Origin of the sequence: Streptomyces sp. NPDC127097 (assembly GCF_042724075.1) — a bacterium.
Lineage (GTDB): Bacteria > Actinomycetota > Actinomycetes > Streptomycetales > Streptomycetaceae > Streptomyces.
The window spans coordinates 49,155-65,862 of sequence record NZ_JBHXFI010000046.1; the positions used below are offsets into that span (position 1 = coordinate 49,155).

The following is a 16,708-nucleotide window of genomic DNA, read 5'->3' on the forward strand; positions in this document are numbered from 1 at the left end:
GCGGGTCAGCGCCCGGCGGCGGTCAGCATCACCAGCAGCGGTACGACGCGGTCGGCGGGTACCTCGTAGCGGCCGCGGGCGGCCGTGTGCAGCCAGCCGGCGGCGGTCAGCTGCCGCAGGTGGTGGTAGATCTGGCCGGTGGTCCCGGTGCCGTCGAGCTCGGTGAGTTCGGCGGCGGTGCAGCGGCCACCGAGGATCTCGCGCAGCAGCCGCAGCCGTACGGGCTGGCCGAGGGCCGCGAACGACTCGGCAGCGGCTCCCCAGTCACGGTCCAGCACGGTGTCGGTGACCAGGCCGTACTGCCACTCGTAGCGCTGGCCGGCCGGAATGCGGACGGCACCGGTGAAGAGCACTCCCCCGTTGTCCGCGCCCAGTTCGGTGAGCTGGGACTTCAGGCCCCGCAGGGCCCACAGCTCGTCGTCGGGCTCACGCTCGGGCGGGGGTGCCGGCCGGTCGGCGGCCTGCTCCAAAACGGCCAGCCGTCGCTCCAGCTCGGCCACCCGCTGTTCGAGATCCATGATGGGAGATTACGTAATTACGTAATCCTTGGCAATGGCGCTGCCCCCTGCTGCCCACTGCTGCCCACTACGGAAAAGGCGACGGCCCGCCCCCTGGTGGTGGGGACGGGCCGTCGGACCGTCATACGGGGGCGGTGCGCACCGCCCGCCCGGTCTCAGGCGATCAGGCCCGGGATCGTGGCCTCGTGCGACTCCTTCAGCTCGCTCAGCGGGATGCTGAACTGCCCCTGGACGTCGATCTCCGCGCCGTCGATCACACCGATCCGGGTGGCCGGCAGCCCCCGGGCACCGCACATGTCCGTGAAGCGGAGCTCCTCGCTGCGCGGGACGGCGACGACCGCACGGCCCGCCGACTCGGAGAACAGCAGGACGAAGGGGTCCAGCCCGTCGGGAACGACGAGACGGGCGCCCTTGCCGCCGCGCAGGCAGGACTCCACCAGCGCCTGGATCAGACCGCCGTCGGAGAGGTCGTGCGCGGCGTCGATCATGCCGTCACGGGAGGCCGAGATCAGCACCTCCGCCAGCAGCCGCTCGCGCTCCAGGTCCACCTTCGGCGGCAGACCGCCGAGGTGGTCGTGCACGACCTGCGACCACGCCGAGCCGCCGAGCTCCTCGCGGGTGTCACCCAGGAGGTAGATCAGCTGGCCCTCCTCCGCGAAGGCGATCGGCGTACGGCGGTTCACATCGTCGATGACACCGAGCACCGCCACGACCGGGGTCGGGTGGATCGCCACCTCGCCGGTCTGGTTGTAGAGCGAGACATTGCCGCCGGTGACGGGCGTGCCCAGGGTCTGGCAGGCGTCGGCGAGACCACGGGTGGCCTCGGCGAACTGCCACATCACCGCCGGGTCCTCGGGCGAACCGAAGTTCAGGCAGTCGGAGACCGCCAGCGGCTTGGCACCGGACGCGGCGACATTGCGGTACGCCTCGGCCAGCGCCAGCTGCGCGCCCGTGTAGGGATCGAGCTTGGCGTAGCGCCCGTTGCCGTCGGTGGCGAGCGCGACACCGAGGTTGCTGTCCGCGTCGATGCGGACCATACCGGCGTCCTCCGGCTGCGCGAGGACGGTGTTGCCCTGCACGAACCGGTCGTACTGGTCGGTGATCCACGCCTTGGACGCCTGGTTGGGCGAGGCCACCAGCGCCAGGACCTGCGCCCGCAGTTCCTCCGCGGTCGCCGGGCGGGCCAGCTTGGCGGCGTCGTCGGCCTGGAGGGCGTCCTGCCAGTCGGGCCGGGCATACGGGCGCTCGTAGACCGGGCCCTCGTGGGCGACGGTGCGCGGCGGCACGTCCACGATCTGCTCGCCGTGCCAGAAGATCTCCAGCTGGGAGCCGTCCGTCACCTCACCGATGACGGTCGCGATGACGTCCCACTTCTCGCAGATCTCCAGGAAGCGGTCGACCTTGCCGGGCTCGACGATCGCGCACATGCGCTCCTGGGACTCGCTCATGAGGATTTCCTCGGGCGAGAGCGAGGAGTCGCGCAGCGGCACGGTGTCCAGCTCGACGCGCATGCCGCCGGAACCGGCCGAGGCCAGCTCGCTGGTGGCGCAGGACAGCCCGGCGCCGCCGAGGTCCTGGATGCCGTCGACCAGGTCTTCCTTGAAGATCTCCAGGGTGCACTCGATGAGCAGCTTCTCCTGGAAGGGGTCACCGACCTGCACGGCGGGGCGCTTGGTGGGCTTGGAGTCGTCGAAGGTCTCCGAGGCCAGCACGGAGACGCCGCCGATGCCGTCGCCGCCCGTGCGGGCGCCGTAGAGGATGACCTTGTTGCCCGCGCCGGACGCCTTGGCCAGGTGGATGTCCTCGTGCTTCATGACGCCGATACAGCCGGCGTTGACCAGCGGGTTGCCCTGGTAGCAGGCGTCGAAGACGACCTCGCCGCCGATGTTGGGCAGACCCAGGCAGTTGCCGTAGCCGCCGATTCCGGCCACCACGCCCGGCAGGACGCGCTTGGTGTCGGGGTGGTCGGCGGCGCCGAACCGCAGCGGGTCCACGACGGCGACCGGGCGGGCACCCATGGCGAGGATGTCGCGGACGATCCCGCCGACGCCGGTGGCCGCGCCCTGGTAGGGCTCGATGTACGAGGGGTGGTTGTGGGACTCCACCTTGAAGGTGACGGCGTAGCCCTGGCCGACGTCGACGACACCGGCGTTCTCGCCGATGCCGACGAGCAGTGCGTCGTTCTCGGGGGCCTTCTCGCCGAACTGCTTCAGATGGACCTTGCTGCTCTTGTAGGAGCAGTGCTCGGACCACATGACCGAATACATGGCGAGTTCGGCGCCGGTGGGACGGCGGCCGAGAATCTCCCGGATGCGCTGGTACTCGTCCTGCTTCAGGCCGAGTTCGGCCCACGGCTGGTCGGTGTCCGGCGTCTCGGCTGCGTGCTTGACGGTGTCGAGAGTCATACGTTGACCAGCTTCTTCAGGATCGAGGTGAAGAATCCGAGGCCGTCGGTACGGCCCGTACCGATCAGCGGCTCCACGGCGTGCTCGGGGTGCGGCATGAGGCCGACGACATTGCCCGCCTCATTGGTGATGCCGGCGATATCGCGGAGCGAACCGTTGGGGTTGCCGTCCAGGTAGCGGAAGGCGACCCGGCCCTCGGCCTCGAGCATGTCGAGCGTGCGCTCGTCGGCGACGTACCGGCCGTCGATGTTCTTCAGCGGAACGCTGATCTCCTGGCCGGACTCGTAGTCCACGGTCCAGGAAGTCTCCGCGTTCTCCACCCGCAGCTTCTGGTCGCGGCAGATGAAGTGCAGATGGTTGTTGCGCAGCATCGCGCCGGGCAGCAGGTGGCTCTCGGTGAGCACCTGGAAGCCATTGCAGATACCCAGGACGGGCATACCGGCCTTGGCCTGCTCGATAACGGTCTCCATCACCGGCGAGAAACGGGAGATGGCCCCGGCCCGCAGATAGTCGCCGTACGAGAAGCCGCCGGGCAGCACCACGGCGTCGACCTGCTTGAGGTCCTTGTCGCGGTGCCACAGCGGCACCGCTTCGGCGCCGGCCACCCGGACCGCGCGCTGGGTGTCGCGGTCGTCGAGCGTGCCGGGGAAGGTAATGACTCCGATCCGCGAGGTCATGAGTCGACCCGCACGGTGAAGTCTTCGATGACGGTGTTGGCGAGGAAGGTCTCGGCCATCTCATGGATGCGAGCGAGGGCGGCTTCGTCGACCGGACCCTCCACCTCAAGTTCGAAACGCTTGCCCTGACGGACGTCGGCGATCCCCTCGAAGCCCAGGCGTGGCAGTGCGCGCTGCACCGCCTGCCCCTGCGGGTCGAGGATCTCCGGCTTGAGCATGACGTCGACTACGACGCGTGCCACTGGCACTCCCGGTGGTGTGGTGCGTAAGGCGGTGTCCTCACAGTACCGTGTTCGAAAATCTACGCGCATAGATATACGGTGCTCCGGATCACGGTCCGGTATCGGCGGGAGTGCACCGCAGGAAAAATTCTCGAAAAGATCCGGGGTCCGGATTGCGGGAAGACACGCTGACAAAATTAACTGGGCTTCACAATGCAATGCCCATCGCTGTACAAATGAAAAAGCATTGATCCCAATCAGCCGGATCCGGAGCATCACCCCATGTCAACAAGGGGTTGCTCCCCGAAAGGACCGATATCCGTGGCGCAGCGCGTAGTAGTAACGCTCTCCGATGACATCGACGGAGGAGAAGCCGCAGAGACGGTCACCTTCGGATTGGACGGGAAGTCGTACGAGATCGACCTCAATCCCGCCAATGCGAAGAAACTGCGCGGTGCCCTCGCTCCGTTCGTCGAGGCCGGCCGCAAGCGGGCCAAGTCCGGCAAGACCTACCACCGGACCGCGGTGAACCCCGACCCCGCGGCCGTCCGTGCCTGGGCCCGCTCCAACCAGATGGACGTCCCGCCGCGCGGCCGGATCCCGAAGAAGGTCTACGAAGCCTTCAACGCCGCCAATCACTGACGGAGTTGCCGGCATCCCTCGGCCCGCGCGCAGCCGACTTGCACAGCACCCCTACTGATCAGCTAGAGTCTGGAGCACGCCGAGGGGCGAGGCCGAAAGGCCGGACCTCACGGAGTCACGCGGGTGTAGCTCAGTAGTAGAGCGCCCTCTTTCCAAGAGGGAGGCGCAGTGTGCAATCCCTGTCACCCGCTCTGACTGCTCAACCTTCCTAAAGGATCAGGTAGAGTAGCTGTCGCGCCGCTCGGTGAAAGCCGAGTGGATGCCTGCGGACGTAGCTCAGTTGGTAGAGCGCAACCTTGCCAAGGTTGAGGTCGCGAGTTCGAGCCTCGTCGTCCGCTCAGATAAAGAAGGCCCCGGTCATTGCGACCGGGGCCTTCTTTCTGTGGCATCGCCTCTCCCCCTTCCCCCCTTCCGCTCGGGGGCAACTGACATTTGTCATCAGCTGCGATGACAGCCCGCACTGCCCGAAGCCTTGATCCGGCGGAACGCTGGTCTCATGAACATCGGGGAGAAAACCATCGGGGGTGTCGGCCGCGGCGGCGCACGGAGCGCCGGTTCCGGGGCCGATGTGATCGAAGTCACCGGTCTGCGCAGGAGCTACGGTGCCGGCGGCCGGCGCGCGGGCGGTCCGCGGGACCGTGACGGGGAAAAGGGGCGGAGCGGACAGCGGAGCTTCGAGGCCGTGCGCGGGATCGACTTCTCCGTCGAACGCGGGGAGCTGTTCGCGCTTCTGGGGACCAATGGGGCGGGCAAGACCTCCACTCTCGAACTGCTGGAGGGCCTGGCCCTGCCCACGGCCGGGCGGGTCCGGATCCTTGGCCATGACCCGTTCCGGGAGCGGCGCAAGGTGCGGCCCCGGGTGGGCGTCATGCTCCAGGAGGGCGGCTTCCCCGCCGAGCTGACGCCCGCGGAGACCGTGCGGATGTGGGCGGGGTGCACCAGCGGGGCGCGCCCGGTCGACGAAGCCCTGGGCTCCGTGGGGCTGGAGCGGCGCAGGGATGTGCGGGTCAAGCAGCTGTCCGGTGGCGAGCGCCGGCGGCTGGATCTCGCCCTGGCGATGCTGGGGAGGCCCGAGGTGCTGTTCCTGGACGAGCCGACGACCGGTCTGGACACCGAAGCGCGCCATGCCACGTGGGAATTGGTCCGTGAGCTGCGGGACTCCGGGACCACGATCGTGCTGACCACGCACTATCTCGAAGAGGCCGAGGAGCTGGCGGACCGGCTGGCGATCTTGCACGAGGGGCGGATCGCGGCGGCAGGGCATGTCGCGGACGTGGTCGCCGCACACCCCTCGCACATCTCCTTCGAGCTGCCCACCGGATTCCATCTCGGTGATCTTCCGCCGCTGGGAGAGCTGGGCGTCCTCGGCCATGAGACGGACGGGCGCACGGTCCGGCTGCGGACGGACGACCTCCAGCGTGCCGCGACCGGCGTCCTGGTCTGGGCGCGGGACAAGGGGATAGCGCTGGGCCATCTGGATGTCAGGTCGGCATCCCTGGAAGAGGCATTTCTGCACATCGCAAAGGGGCTGGAGAACTCATGAGTGCAAGCGTGCGGGAAGCCGTCGGTATCGAGGCCGCCGGAACACCCGCGGAGACCGGCACCGCGGCGCGTCTCCTCGCCCTGGGACGAGCCGAGTTGACCCTTCTCGGCCGCAACAAGACCGCGCTGACGACCTCGCTGATCATCCCGGTCGCCCTGGCGTTCGCCATGAAAGGGGCGGTCGAGAACATGGTGGCCGGCACCGGGCTGTCGGTCGGATCTGCGCTCCTGCCCGCGACCCTCGGGTATGTGCTGGTCTTCGCCGTCTACTCCAGCCTCACCGGCGCGTATACCGCGCGGCGTGAAGAACTGGTCCTGAAACGGCTGCGGACCGGAGAGCTGCGGGACCTGGAAATACTGGCGGGCACGGCGCTGCCGGCGGTACTGCTCGGGCTGATGCAGTGTGTCCTTCTGGTGGTCCTGGGCGGTCTGGTCCTGGACGCCGGAATGCCGGCCGCGCCGCATCTCCTGATCGCCGGGGTGGTGCTCGGCATGGCCGCGACCGTGGGGTTCGCCGCGGCATCCTCCGTTCTCGCCAAGTCGGCCGAGGCCGCCCAGCTCGCCGTGCTCCCCTTCATGATGGTGTCGCTGGCCGGGTCCGGGATGGTGGTCCCGCTGGACATCCTTCCGGAGCGGGTGGCCTCCGTGCTCGAACTGCTTCCGCTGTCACCGGCGATGGAGCTGATACGGGCCGGCTGGACCGGGGGCGAGGGCCTCAAGGAGACGGTGGGGCAGCTGCTCACCGGCTTGGCCTGGACGGGGCTCGCGCTGTTTGCTGTCCAGCGGTGGTTCCGCTGGGAGCCGAGGCGCTAGCAGGATCGGGACGACGGGGGCGGGGCAGCGGATGATCGGCAAGCTACGGGCGGTGTGGCGGCGGCGGGGCCAGATGGCCATGATCGACGCCTACTTCCGGGGCAGTCTGTACCTCCTCCCCTGGCTTCCCGTGCTCAGCGGGGTGACACCCGTCATGAGCCGGGCGGGCAGCAGCCCGCTGCCGGTCACCTTGGCCGGTGTCGCCATGGGGCTGAACGTGGCTCAGGCCGCGCTGGCCGTACCGCTGTTGAACCGCGCGCTGAACCGGTATCTGGAACGGGGGGCGACACCGCGCACCCTGTTGCTGGTCTCGGGGGTGCTGACCCTCGTCGCCGAGGTCGCGTTGTTCGCGCTGGTCATCGCCAACGGGCCCGCCGGCAAGGACAGTGTGGGTGCGACGGGGCTGGCGATCGGCGCGACCCTCACACCGTTCTTCATGGCCCACAGCCTGGTGGTGTCCAAGCGGAAGTTTCTGGCCGCGCTGGCCGGCAGCGCCGTGGCGTCCGTGGGGCTGCTCTTCCTGGTCACGCATTCCTGGCTGAGCTCGGGGGCCATGGCGGTCCTGCTGCTCTTCGCCGGTCTGTGGAGCTTCGGGCTGGCGCGGCCCACGGGCTGGCTGCTCGGCGTGATCTGGAAGCTGGACGCGGCCCGTAGCACCGAGACACAGCTCGCGGTCGCCGAGGAACGGCTGAGGTTCAGCCGGGATCTGCACGATGTGATGGGCCGGAATCTGGCGGTGATCGCCCTCAAGGGCGAGCTGGCGGTCCAGCTGGCGCGACGGGAGCGGCCGGAGGCCGTGGAGCAGATGGTGGAGGTACAGCGGATCGCCCAGGAGGCCCAGCGGGAGGTCCGGGAGGTGGTGCGCGGCTATCGGAAGGCCGATCTCCAGGCGGAGTTGGCGGGGGCCCGCTCCATACTGCGGGCGGCGGGGGTGGACTGCCGTATCGAGGGCGAGGAGGGGGCACAGCTCTCGCCGGAGGTGGAGTCGGCGCTCGGCTGGGTCGTCCGCGAAGGCACCACCAACGTCCTGCGGCATGCGGTGGAGGTGCGGAACTGCGCGGTGCGGACCCGGATCGATCCGCGGCGCTCGGTGCTCGTGATGACCATGGAGAACGACGGCGTCACCCACCCGCCGGACGAGGCGGTCGCCGGGTCGGTCCCCGGCAGCGGCCTCAAGGGACTCCGGGAGCGTCTTCGCCCCCTGGGCGGGAGCCTGACGTCGGGCCGGGTCCCGAACGGCAGCTTCCGGCTGACGGTCGAGCTCCCCGTGGGGGCGGCGAGTGGGTAGCACAGGTGGGCGGGGAGCGTGCCGGAAGGGGGCCGTGGTGGAGGGAGCGGGGTGGCGGGGTGAGTGAGCGGGCGATCCGGGTGTTGCTCGCGGATGACGAGCACCTGATCCGTGGGGCGCTGGCGGCGTTGTTGTCGCTGGAGGACGATCTGCGGGTGGTGGCCGAGGCGGCGACGGGGCCGGAGGCGCGGGCGATGGCGCGGGCGCATGAGCCGGATGTGGCGGTGCTGGATCTCCAGATGCCGGGGGCGGACGGTGTGGCGGTGGCCACATCGTTGCGGGGTGAGGTGCCGGGGTGCCGGGCGATGATCGTGACGAGTCACGGGCGGCCCGGGCATCTGAAGCGGGCGCTGGAGGCCGGGGTGCGGGGGTTCGTGCCGAAGACCGTGTCGGCGCAGCGGCTGGCGGAGATCATCCGCACGGTGCATGCCGGAAACCGTTATGTGGACCCGGAGTTGGCGGCGGACGCGATAAGCGCCGGGGAGTCGCCGCTGACGGTCCGGGAGGCGGAGGTGCTGGAATGCGCCGAGGCCGGGGCGCCGGTCACGGAGATCGCGGCGCGGGCGGCGCTGTCGCCGGGGACGGTGCGGAACTATCTCTCGTCGGCGACCGCGAAGCTGGGCGCGGAGAACCGTCATGCGGCGGCGCGCCTCGCCCGCGAGCGGGGTTGGCTATAGTGGACCCCGCACCGCGCGGCGGCGCCTGATTCCAGGAGCTTTGCGCGGAGCATGCGGACGTAGCTCAGTTGGTAGAGCGCAACCTTGCCAAGGTTGAGGTCGCGAGTTCGAGCCTCGTCGTCCGCTCAGGGAAGAAGGACCCCGGTCGGTGACCGGGGTCCTTTCCGTTATGCCCAGCTGAGGCCGGTGAGGCGCTGGTATGCCTCGATGTACTTGGCGCGGGTGCTCTCCACGATCTCGTGCGGGAGGGCGGGCGGCGGCTCCTCGCCCGTACGGTCCCAGGCCGCGGCGGGAGAGGTCAGCCAGTCGCGCACGAACTGCTTGTCGAAGGACGGCTGGGCGCGGCCCGGCTGCCACAGGTCGGCCGGCCAGAAGCGCGAGGAGTCGGGCGTCAGGACCTCGTCGGCCAGGGTCAGCCGTCCACCGTCGAAGCCGAACTCGAACTTGGTGTCCGCCAGGATGATGCCGCGCTCGCGGGCGATGTCGCGGGCCCGGCCGTAGACGGCGAGGGTGGTCTGCCGCAACTCGGCGGCGACCTCGGGGCCGACCTGGTGGGCGACCTCCTCGTAGGTGACGTTCTCGTCGTGGTCGCCGACGGCGGCCTTGGTGGCCGGGGTGAAGATCGGCGCGGGGAGCTCGGAGCCGTCGACGAGACCTTCGGGGAGGGCCAGTCCGCAGACCGTGCGGGTCTGCCGGTATTCGGCGAGGCCGGAGCCGGTGAGGTAGCCGCGGGCCACGCACTCCACGGGGACCATGTCCAGCGACTTGCAGACCAGGGTGCGGCCTTCCCAGTCGGCGGGGGCACCGGCCGGGACGTCGGTGGCCAGAACGTGGTGCGGGACCAGGTCGGTGAGCTGATCGAACCACCACAGGGACAGCTGGGTGAGGACGCGGCCCTTGTCCGGGATCTCGGTGGGCAGCACCCAGTCGTAGACCGAGGTCCGGTCGCTGGCGACCATGACCAGGTCACCGGCGGCGTTCCGGTAGAGGTCGCGCACCTTGCCGGTGTGGAGGTGGGTGAGTCCGGGGACCTCCACCGGCTCAGGCTTTTCTACAAAACCGGGCACGCTTCCTCCGCGTAGGTTGATCCAGGAGTCCTACCGATTCTCCCTCACGCGTGCCGGAGGTGACGGACGGGGGCCGGATGCGCCCCCGAAGCCCGGTGGCCGGCCGGTGCGGCGGGTGCCCCGGCGGGCGAATCAGTGCGAGGCCGGCCGCGGCCGGGACGACCGCGGCGAGCAGGACCGTGGCCGGAGTGCGGCCGTCCGCCGCACTCCGGTGTACGGCGGCCGGCTCAGTCGCGTTTGCAGATGCGGTCGAGGAGGTTGGCGGTGGCGCGCTGGACGCGCTGGTCGACATGGCCGGGGCGGTCGAGGGCGGGGGACCAGGCGAAGGTGCCGGAGGCGAAGACCCAGGCGCCGCTGGGGGCGCGGTAGAGGGAGGTCTCCTGATGGCGGCGGGTGCCCTCGCTGTCGCGGTACGGGGAGTGGGCGAGCAGGATGCGTTCGGTGTGCTTGGGGAGGCTGGTGCGCGGGAAGTAGCGGTCGGCCTCCCCGGCGACCAGGCCGGGGAGCTCATCGCCTTCGTGGGCGCCGGTGGCCTCCCACAGCCAGTGGCCGCCGTTGCGGACGACCAGGGGGGCCGGTTCGGGGACCCGCCCGGCGTACTGGATACCCATCAGGCGCTGTTCGGGATCGCCGTTCTCCCGCCAGAGCGCGGGGCGGCCGGGGCCCTGGCGCTTGCGGCAGTGGAGCAGGGAGTCCGGGCCGGAGGGCGACGGGGAGAGGTCGACCTGCCAGTACATGGTGTTGGCGGACAGGAAGACCAGGGAGGTGCCGGTGTCCCGGGCGGCCTCGACCGTGCGGCGCATGGGCACCGACCAGTATTCGTCGTGGCCGGGGAAGACCAGGCCGCGGTAGCGGGACGGGTCGACCCGGCCGGCGTGCAGATCGCGGGCGTCGGCGTAGGCGAGGTCGTAGCCGTAGCGCTCGGCCCAGCGGATGAAGTCGTAGGCGTGGCCGACATGGAGGGGCAGGCCGGCGCCCGCGTAGGGGCGGTCGAAGGAGACGGTGGTGGCGGCGTCCCGCTCGCCGAGCAGGGCGCCCTTCTCGTCCCAGGCGTGGTAGAGGCTGGCGCCGGTGCGGCCGTCCTCCGGGTAGAGGTTGTAAGCCTGCCAGGTGATGTCGGGCAGCAGCAGGAGGAGATCGGCGGGCTCGTGGTCGCGGACGGTGAAGGGGATGTGGGAGCGGTAGCGGCCGTCGGCGGTGGTGAGCACGGCGACATAGGCGCCGAGGTTCCAGAACGTGGGGACCTGGAGGCGCCAGGAGAGCCACCAGTGATGGCAGGAGGCCGTGCGCTCGGCGGTCAGCGGGGGCGGCTGGACGATGCCGGCCAGCCGCGGGCTGGTGGTGACCTTGTGGGCGCCGGTGCCGCCGTAGTGGCCGATGCGGTAGATGTCGATGCTGAACGGCTGGGGCGGGTCGACCGAGACCCGGAAGTCGATGGCCTCGCCGGGGGCCACCGCTCCGGGGCCGGCGAAGCCCTTGATCTGGCGGTGGACGTCATCGGCGGTGCGCGGGCCGTTGTGCTTGTGGGGTGCGGGCACGCTCAGGTCGCCCTGGGCGACGGCGGGGTCGACGTACCAGGGGATGATCCGGCCGGAGTCGAAGTAGTTCTCGCTGCCGCGCAGCCAGGGCAGCGGGCCCTGCCCGAACGGGTCCGTGACCGCGTGGGCGAGGGCGCCCGACTCCCAGCGCCTGATCTGATCCGTCGCCACCTTCCACTCCCCTCCCGCGTCCCCCATCGGCCGCGGCCCCTCGGGCCGGTGCAGCGCCGGCGGGACGAACCCGGCCGGCCGTCCCCCAGCACATCACATTACGCACCCACTCCGTCACCCTTCGTCGTGAATTTAGATGCAACCGCCCCCGAAATGCGAACTGGAAGGGAACATTCAGCCGATGGAGCGAGCCGCCCGGGACGCCCGGCGCTCCGCCGGCCGCCGCGGCCCGGTGTCATACCAGTCGGACCGGCTTTTCCGGGCGTACGCCGATCGTCGTCAGCCAGCCGCGCAGCGGCTCCGCGTCGCCGTCGTCGACCAGGCTGAGCACCGGGCGGCCGAGGTCGGACCGGCGGGCGCCGTCGACCAGCAGCGCCGGCCCGTCGAGCCAGTCCAGGCCGGGGGTGGCACCGGCGGTGTCGACGGCGGCGCAGCAGACCATGGCGGTGACGTGGTCGGCGAGCAGCTCGCGGCCCGTACGGGGCGGCTGGAGCGGGAACAGCGGGAGACCGCCCTCGGCCATGCCGTCGCCCCAGGCCACACCGATGGCGGCGTCCTGCTGCGCGGTGCCGCGGGCGGCCTGGCGAGCCGCCTCCTCGCGCTCCTCGCGCTCGACCTCCGCGCCCAGCCGGGCGGCGACGAGATCGCCCGCGCAGGCGTCATGGGTGAGCCGGTCGATGACGCGGGCCAGGGTCGGGCCGGGGGCCGGGGCGGGCGGCTGCTCCTCGCGGTGGCCGGTGACGGGCGGGACCATGGCGGGCTCGTCGGCGGGCGGGCGCTCCGCGGGGTGGTGGACGGGCGTACGGGCGGCGGTGCGGGCGTACGAGAGGGGCGGGGCGGGGGCCGGGTCCTGGGCCGGTGCGGGCGGGGCCGCCGGGAGCGCGGTGGCCGGGAGGTTGTCGAGCACCCGGTGGAGGCGGGCGGCCTCCAGGCGCCATTTCCGGTCCACGACCTCTTCCGGGTACTGGTGCCAGCCGACCGGTGACCAGTCGGGTCCCGGCTCGGCCGGGCCGCCGTGGAAGAGGCGGGCGGCCAGCAGCGAGGCGGCGCGGTCGATGGCGCCCGGCTCCTCCAGGAGGTCGCAGGCCGGGCGCTCGCCGAGACGGGAGGCGAAGCCGTCGGCGAGGCGGTCCCGGCGGGAGAGCTCGGTGAGCGCGGAGACCACCCCGGCGTCCAGCCGGGACGGCCAGCGGCCCATCCGCCAGGCGGGCAGCGCGACCCGGGTCAGCAGCCGGTCCCAGCCCGCGTACGCGAGGCCGACCTGCTCCTGGGCCACGATCCGCAGGCCGTAGTCCACGGTCTGGGCGCGCTCGGAGGCGGCGGCCGCGACGGCCCGTTCCATGATCGTGGCGTGTTCGCGGCCGGCCCGCAGCAGCAGCCGCGCCACCCGGCCGACGAAGCGGAGCGGGAGGCCCCGCACCGGCCGCCGGGCGCGGGCGGAGACCGCGACCGCGGCGTCCAGGCCACGGATGAAGCGGCGGGCGGCCGCTATGTCGGGGTGCGCGGACGGGCCGGTGCCGGCGACGACGGGGGCGAGCAGGGCGCGCAGCTCGGCGACCCGCATCCACCACAGGAACGGCGAGCCGATGACCAGGACCGGCGCCTCGGGCACCCGGCGTTCCCCGTCGGCACGTCCTTTGGCGCGGCGGGGCGGGCCGTGGGCGCGGTGCGTACGGTCCTCGAGCCAGCTGTCGCAGTCCGGGGTGAGCGCTATGGCGGAGGGCGCGGGGACCTCCAGGCGGTCGGCGAGGTCGCGCACCAGGCGGTAGAGATCGGGGGCCGACTTCTCGGAGATCGGGACGGACGGGCTGAGGGCCGGTCTGGCGCGCGCGACGACCACCGCGACCAGCGCGGCCAGCAGCAGGCTGAGCACCGCGAGGCCGCCGGCGATCCAGCGGGCGAGGTCCCAGCCCGGGCCCGCGCCGAGATGGCCGGTCGCCCGGCCGGCGAGCAGCACCACGGCCACCGCCGCGGGCAGCAGTGCCACGGCCAGCGCGGTGCTGCGGATCCGCAGCACGGCGAGGGCGCGGGCACGCGCCGCCAGGACGCCTGTTTCCGGACTTGCCACGAGCCTGTACACCCCCTGCTGTCCTGAAGGAGCCGGACGGAGAGAACACGGGACGGACGTACGAGAATTGCGCGTTGTGCGGAGCGAGCTCACTCCCCACCCACTGTGGCACCGGCCACTGACATCGCAATGCCGGTGAGCCACTTGCCGGACGCCACCGTGATCACCGCGCCGGAATCCGGCCCGGCCACCACAGGACGCTTGCGCGGCACCCTAGTTGGGGGTTTTCGTCTCGTCAGCCGGTTACTTGGTGCGGTCACTCGATGGAATGGCTTTGGGCAAAGCCGGGAACCGGTGCCGGAAGGGTGGGGACCGCGGGCGATTCGGCCCGGTTTGCGCTCACCGGCCATGGCGGATGCGGCCCGGTCTGCGCCCACAGACCTGAGGCATATGCCACGGTATGTGCCATGTGTCCCAGGGGAGATGTCACCGGCCGCGACGGGCGCGCGGGGCACGTCCGGGTGCCCCTCGCGCCGTCGCAGTGCTGTGGGCCGTCGCAGTGCTGTGGGCCGTCGCGGCCCTGTGCACCGTCGCGGCCGTGCGCGCTAGGCGCCCGCGGCCTCGTCCGCGACCTTGGCGGCGATGTCCGTGCGGTGCTGGGAGCCGTCCAGGGAGATCCGGCCGACGGCGCGGTAGGCGCGCTGCCGGGCGGTGGTGAGGTCGGAGCCGGTGGCGGTGACGGACAGCACCCGGCCGCCCGCGCTGAGCACCGCGCCGGAGTCGTCACGCTTGGTGCCGGCGTGCAGGACGTACGCCTTGGGGGCGTCCTCCGCCACGACCTCGGCGAGGCCGTCGATCGGGTCGCCGGTGCGCGGGGTGTCCGGGTAGTTGTGGGAGGCGATGACGACGGTGACCGCGGCGCCGTCGCTCCAGCGCAGCGGCGGGAAGGTGGCGAGGGTGCCGGTGGCCGCGGCGTGCAGCAGGCCGGCGAGCGGGGTCTTGAGGCGGGCGAGGACGACCTGGGTCTCCGGGTCGCCGAAGCGCGCGTTGAACTCGATCACGCGGACCCCGCGCGAGGTGATCGCCAGGCCCGCGTAGAGCAGCCCGGAGAACGGGGTGCCGCGGCGGCGCAGCTCGTCGACGGTGGGCTGAAGGACGGTGGCCATGACCTCGTCGACCAGCTGGGGATCGGCCCAGGGCAGCGGGCTGTACGCGCCCATGCCGCCGGTGTTGGGGCCCTGGTCACCGTCGTAGGCCCGCTTGAAGTCCTGGGCGGGCTGGAGCGGGACGACGGTCTCGCCGTCGGTGACCGCGAAGAGGGAGACCTCGGGGCCGTCGAGGAACTCCTCGATGACGACCCGGTCGCAGGCCAGCGCGTGCGCGCGGGCGGCCTCGACGTCCTCGGTGACGACGACGCCCTTGCCGGCCGCGAGACCGTCGTCCTTGACGACGTACGGCGCGCCGAAGGCGTCCAGGGCCGCGTCGATCTCTTCCGGGGTGGTGCAGACATAGCTGCGGGCCGTGGGGACGGCCGCGGCGGCCATCACGTCCTTGGCGAAAGCCTTGGAGCCCTCCAGCTCGGCGGCCTGGGCCGAGGGGCCGAAGACCGGGATACCGCGGTCGCGTACGGCGTCCGCGACGCCCGCCACCAGGGGGGCCTCGGGACCGACCACGACCAGATCGGCCTCCAGGCCGGCGGCGAGTTCGGCGACGGCCTGGCCGTCGAGGGCGTTGACCCCGTGCAATTCGGCCACCTCGGCGATGCCGGCGTTGCCGGGAGCGCAGTGCAGCGCGGTGACGTCGGGGTCGAGGGACAGAGAGCGGCACAGGGCGTGTTCGCGGGCGCCGCCGCCGATGACGAGGACCTTCACGGTGGCAGCCTAGACGAGAGCCCCGGCCGTCCCGACGTCGGCCGGGCCCGGGGGCGGGCGGCGCCGGGGCGGCCGGAAACTGTGCGTCACCGCGTTGGCCACTCTTTCGGGTGAGACGCCCGGCGGCCTTATACCCGATCCCGCACCACTTCCGGGCGGAAAGAGGGTGATCGTGCGGCCGACGCCAGCCGTTCGGCGGTAGGAAGGGGGACTGCGCGCAACGGCCGTCCCGGATGTCACGCGTGCACCGCACGTATCTGTGAAGAACGGAGAGAGGGAGTGCACGGGTGAGTCAGCCGGAGATGCAGCCCGAGGGGCCCCCTCGGGAGAGCCGCCCCCAGGAGGAGAGCGGCGGCCGGGGGCCCGGCCGCCGGGATCTCGCCGGACGGGTCTTCCCGCTCGGCGACTGGGGCGAACCGGCCGACCGTCTGGACGCGCTCTATCTCTGGACCGAGGAGGGCGCGCTGCGCGCCGCCGACTGGTACCTGCACGACCGGGTCGCCAAGCGCCGCGGCGCACGGGTGCTGCGGCTGGGCACCGCGGCCGCGGTGACCCTCGGCGGGGCGCTGCCGCTGCTGGACCTCGCCGGGGTCTGGGAAGGCGGGGCGTCCTGGGGCTGTCTGTCGCTGCTGCTGGCGGCGGTGTGCGTGGGCGGCGACCGGTATTTCGGGGTGACCGCCGGATGGATGCGGGACCTCGCGACCGCGCAGGCGATCCACCGGCGGCTGGAGGCGCTCCAGTTCGACTGGGCGACGGAGAGCGTACGGGAGGTGCTCGGGCCGGCCGAGGGCACCGCGGGCGAGGCGGCGGAGCGCTGCCTGGGCGTACTGCGGCGCTTCAACGAGGACCTCGGCGAGCTGGTGCGGGCCGAAACGGCCGACTGGATGACGGAGTTCCGGGCCGGTTCGCTGCGGTTTGCCGCGGCGCACGGGGGCGGCTCCGCCGCCGTGGCGCCGCGTCCGGAGGGCGCGGCGCCGTCGGGGCGGTTCGCGGTGCCACCGCGGGCGGCGCGGCCGAATATGCCTCGGCAGCGGCCGCCGGAGTAGTGCTTCCCGCGTTTTCGGCTTTCCCGCCGTTCCGCTGCGCTTTGCGTTCGGCCCGCGTTTTCGGCTTTCCCGCCGTGGGTGTTGCTCGCCATTTGATGCCCGCTGCGCGGTGCCCCCGCCGTTGCGCCTGCGGCGGGCTGTGGGCCGCTGCGCGGGGCTGTCGGGGTGCGGTGACGGGCCTCCGGGGCAGGGTGTCCGGACTGCTTCGCTTTACGTCCGGACAC

The 16,708-nt window shown here is 71.7% G+C and carries 14 protein-coding genes and 3 tRNA genes; 9 read left to right on the forward strand and 8 right to left on the reverse strand.

The features are described from left to right. Positions 1-5 precede the first annotated feature (5 nt). From ACFWJW_RS28265 to purS, 4 genes are all read right to left on the reverse strand, one after another. Positions 6-518 (reverse strand): ArsR/SmtB family transcription factor, encoded by a 513-nt coding sequence (locus ACFWJW_RS28265; RefSeq protein WP_387246681.1) that lies wholly within the window; start codon positions 516-518, stop codon positions 6-8. 155 nt (positions 519-673) lie between these two features. Beyond that, entirely contained in the window at positions 674-2,923 is a 2,250-nt protein-coding gene (gene purL / locus ACFWJW_RS28270; protein WP_387246683.1) for a phosphoribosylformylglycinamidine synthase subunit PurL, read from the reverse strand. Beyond that, the gene (purQ, locus tag ACFWJW_RS28275; protein WP_387246685.1) at positions 2,920-3,600 is read right to left on the reverse strand and encodes a phosphoribosylformylglycinamidine synthase subunit PurQ; all 681 of its coding nucleotides are present in this window, start codon (positions 3,598-3,600) and stop codon (positions 2,920-2,922) included. The genes purL and purQ overlap by 4 nt, the downstream gene beginning before the upstream one ends. After that, complete coding sequence (gene purS / locus ACFWJW_RS28280; protein ID WP_042151546.1) at positions 3,597-3,842, reverse strand: phosphoribosylformylglycinamidine synthase subunit PurS; 246 nt, start codon at positions 3,840-3,842, stop codon at positions 3,597-3,599. Before purS ends, purQ begins: the two co-directional genes overlap by 4 nt. Positions 3,843-4,142: 300 nt before the next feature. Here purS and ACFWJW_RS28285 point away from each other — a divergent pair, with 300 nt between their 5' ends. From ACFWJW_RS28285 to ACFWJW_RS28320, 8 genes are all read left to right on the forward strand, one after another. Further along, positions 4,143-4,463 carry an Lsr2 family protein gene (locus ACFWJW_RS28285; protein ID WP_387246688.1) on the forward strand — a complete coding sequence of 107 codons (321 nt, stop codon included), beginning with the start codon at positions 4,143-4,145 and terminating at the stop codon, positions 4,461-4,463. Positions 4,464-4,582: 119 nt separating this feature from the next. Continuing rightward, positions 4,583-4,654, forward strand: a tRNA-Gly gene (locus ACFWJW_RS28290). Between the two features lie 74 nt (positions 4,655-4,728). Further along, positions 4,729-4,801 (forward strand) — tRNA-Gly (locus tag ACFWJW_RS28295). Between the two features lie 158 nt (positions 4,802-4,959). Next, entirely contained in the window at positions 4,960-6,006 is a 1,047-nt protein-coding gene (locus tag ACFWJW_RS28300) for an ABC transporter ATP-binding protein (RefSeq protein ID WP_387246690.1), read from the forward strand. Further along, complete coding sequence (locus tag ACFWJW_RS28305; RefSeq protein ID WP_387246692.1) at positions 6,003-6,818, forward strand: ABC transporter permease; 816 nt, start codon at positions 6,003-6,005, stop codon at positions 6,816-6,818. Before ACFWJW_RS28300 ends, ACFWJW_RS28305 begins: the two co-directional genes overlap by 4 nt. Positions 6,819-6,849: 31 nt before the next feature. Continuing rightward, entirely contained in the window at positions 6,850-8,106 is a 1,257-nt protein-coding gene (locus ACFWJW_RS28310; RefSeq protein ID WP_387246694.1) for a sensor histidine kinase, read from the forward strand. 74 nt (positions 8,107-8,180) lie between these two features. Continuing rightward, positions 8,181-8,783, forward strand: coding sequence for a response regulator transcription factor (locus tag ACFWJW_RS28315; protein WP_387246712.1), 603 nt, complete (start codon positions 8,181-8,183; stop codon positions 8,781-8,783). 53 nt (positions 8,784-8,836) lie between these two features. After that, positions 8,837-8,909 (forward strand) — tRNA-Gly (locus ACFWJW_RS28320). 41 nt (positions 8,910-8,950) lie between these two features. Here ACFWJW_RS28320 and ACFWJW_RS28325 read toward each other — a convergent pair. The 4 genes from ACFWJW_RS28325 to purD all read right to left on the reverse strand — a co-directional run bounded on the left by ACFWJW_RS28325 (position 8,951) and on the right by purD (position 15,438). Next, positions 8,951-9,850 carry a phosphoribosylaminoimidazolesuccinocarboxamide synthase gene (locus ACFWJW_RS28325; RefSeq protein ID WP_387246696.1) on the reverse strand — a complete coding sequence of 300 codons (900 nt, stop codon included), beginning with the start codon at positions 9,848-9,850 and terminating at the stop codon, positions 8,951-8,953. A 227-nt stretch (positions 9,851-10,077) separates the two neighbouring features. Continuing rightward, positions 10,078-11,559: a N,N-dimethylformamidase beta subunit family domain-containing protein gene (locus ACFWJW_RS28330; RefSeq protein WP_387246698.1), complete on the reverse strand. Its 1,482-nt coding sequence runs from the start codon at positions 11,557-11,559 to the stop codon at positions 10,078-10,080. Positions 11,560-11,794: 235 nt separating this feature from the next. Beyond that, a complete protein-coding gene (locus ACFWJW_RS28335) occupies positions 11,795-13,627 on the reverse strand; it encodes a hypothetical protein (RefSeq protein WP_387246700.1) in 1,833 nt (610 codons plus the stop codon). Between the two features lie 545 nt (positions 13,628-14,172). Next, on the reverse strand, positions 14,173-15,438 hold the full coding sequence (gene purD / locus ACFWJW_RS28340; RefSeq protein WP_387246702.1) for a phosphoribosylamine--glycine ligase: 1,266 nt from the start codon (positions 15,436-15,438) through the stop codon (positions 14,173-14,175). 287 nt (positions 15,439-15,725) lie between these two features. On the opposite strand from purD, the gene ACFWJW_RS28345 reads away from it, so the two are divergent. After that, the gene (locus tag ACFWJW_RS28345; RefSeq protein ID WP_387246704.1) at positions 15,726-16,484 is read left to right on the forward strand and encodes an SLATT domain-containing protein; all 759 of its coding nucleotides are present in this window, start codon (positions 15,726-15,728) and stop codon (positions 16,482-16,484) included. Positions 16,485-16,708 lie beyond the last annotated feature (224 nt).

What these genes read in the sequence shown, in the direction of transcription:
- ACFWJW_RS28265 (WP_387246681.1), bottom strand. Translation starts at nt 518, where the DNA reads ATGGATCTCGAACAGCGGGTGGCCGAGCTGGAGCGACGGCTGGCCGTT.
- purL (WP_387246683.1), bottom strand. Translation starts at nt 2,923, where the DNA reads ATGACTCTCGACACCGTCAAGCACGCAGCCGAGACGCCGGACACCGAC.
- purQ (WP_387246685.1), bottom strand. Translation starts at nt 3,600, where the DNA reads ATGACCTCGCGGATCGGAGTCATTACCTTCCCCGGCACGCTCGACGAC.
- ACFWJW_RS28300 (WP_387246690.1), top strand. Translation starts at nt 4,960, where the DNA reads ATGAACATCGGGGAGAAAACCATCGGGGGTGTCGGCCGCGGCGGCGCA.
- ACFWJW_RS28305 (WP_387246692.1), top strand. Translation starts at nt 6,003, where the DNA reads ATGAGTGCAAGCGTGCGGGAAGCCGTCGGTATCGAGGCCGCCGGAACA.
- ACFWJW_RS28310 (WP_387246694.1), top strand. Translation starts at nt 6,850, where the DNA reads ATGATCGGCAAGCTACGGGCGGTGTGGCGGCGGCGGGGCCAGATGGCC.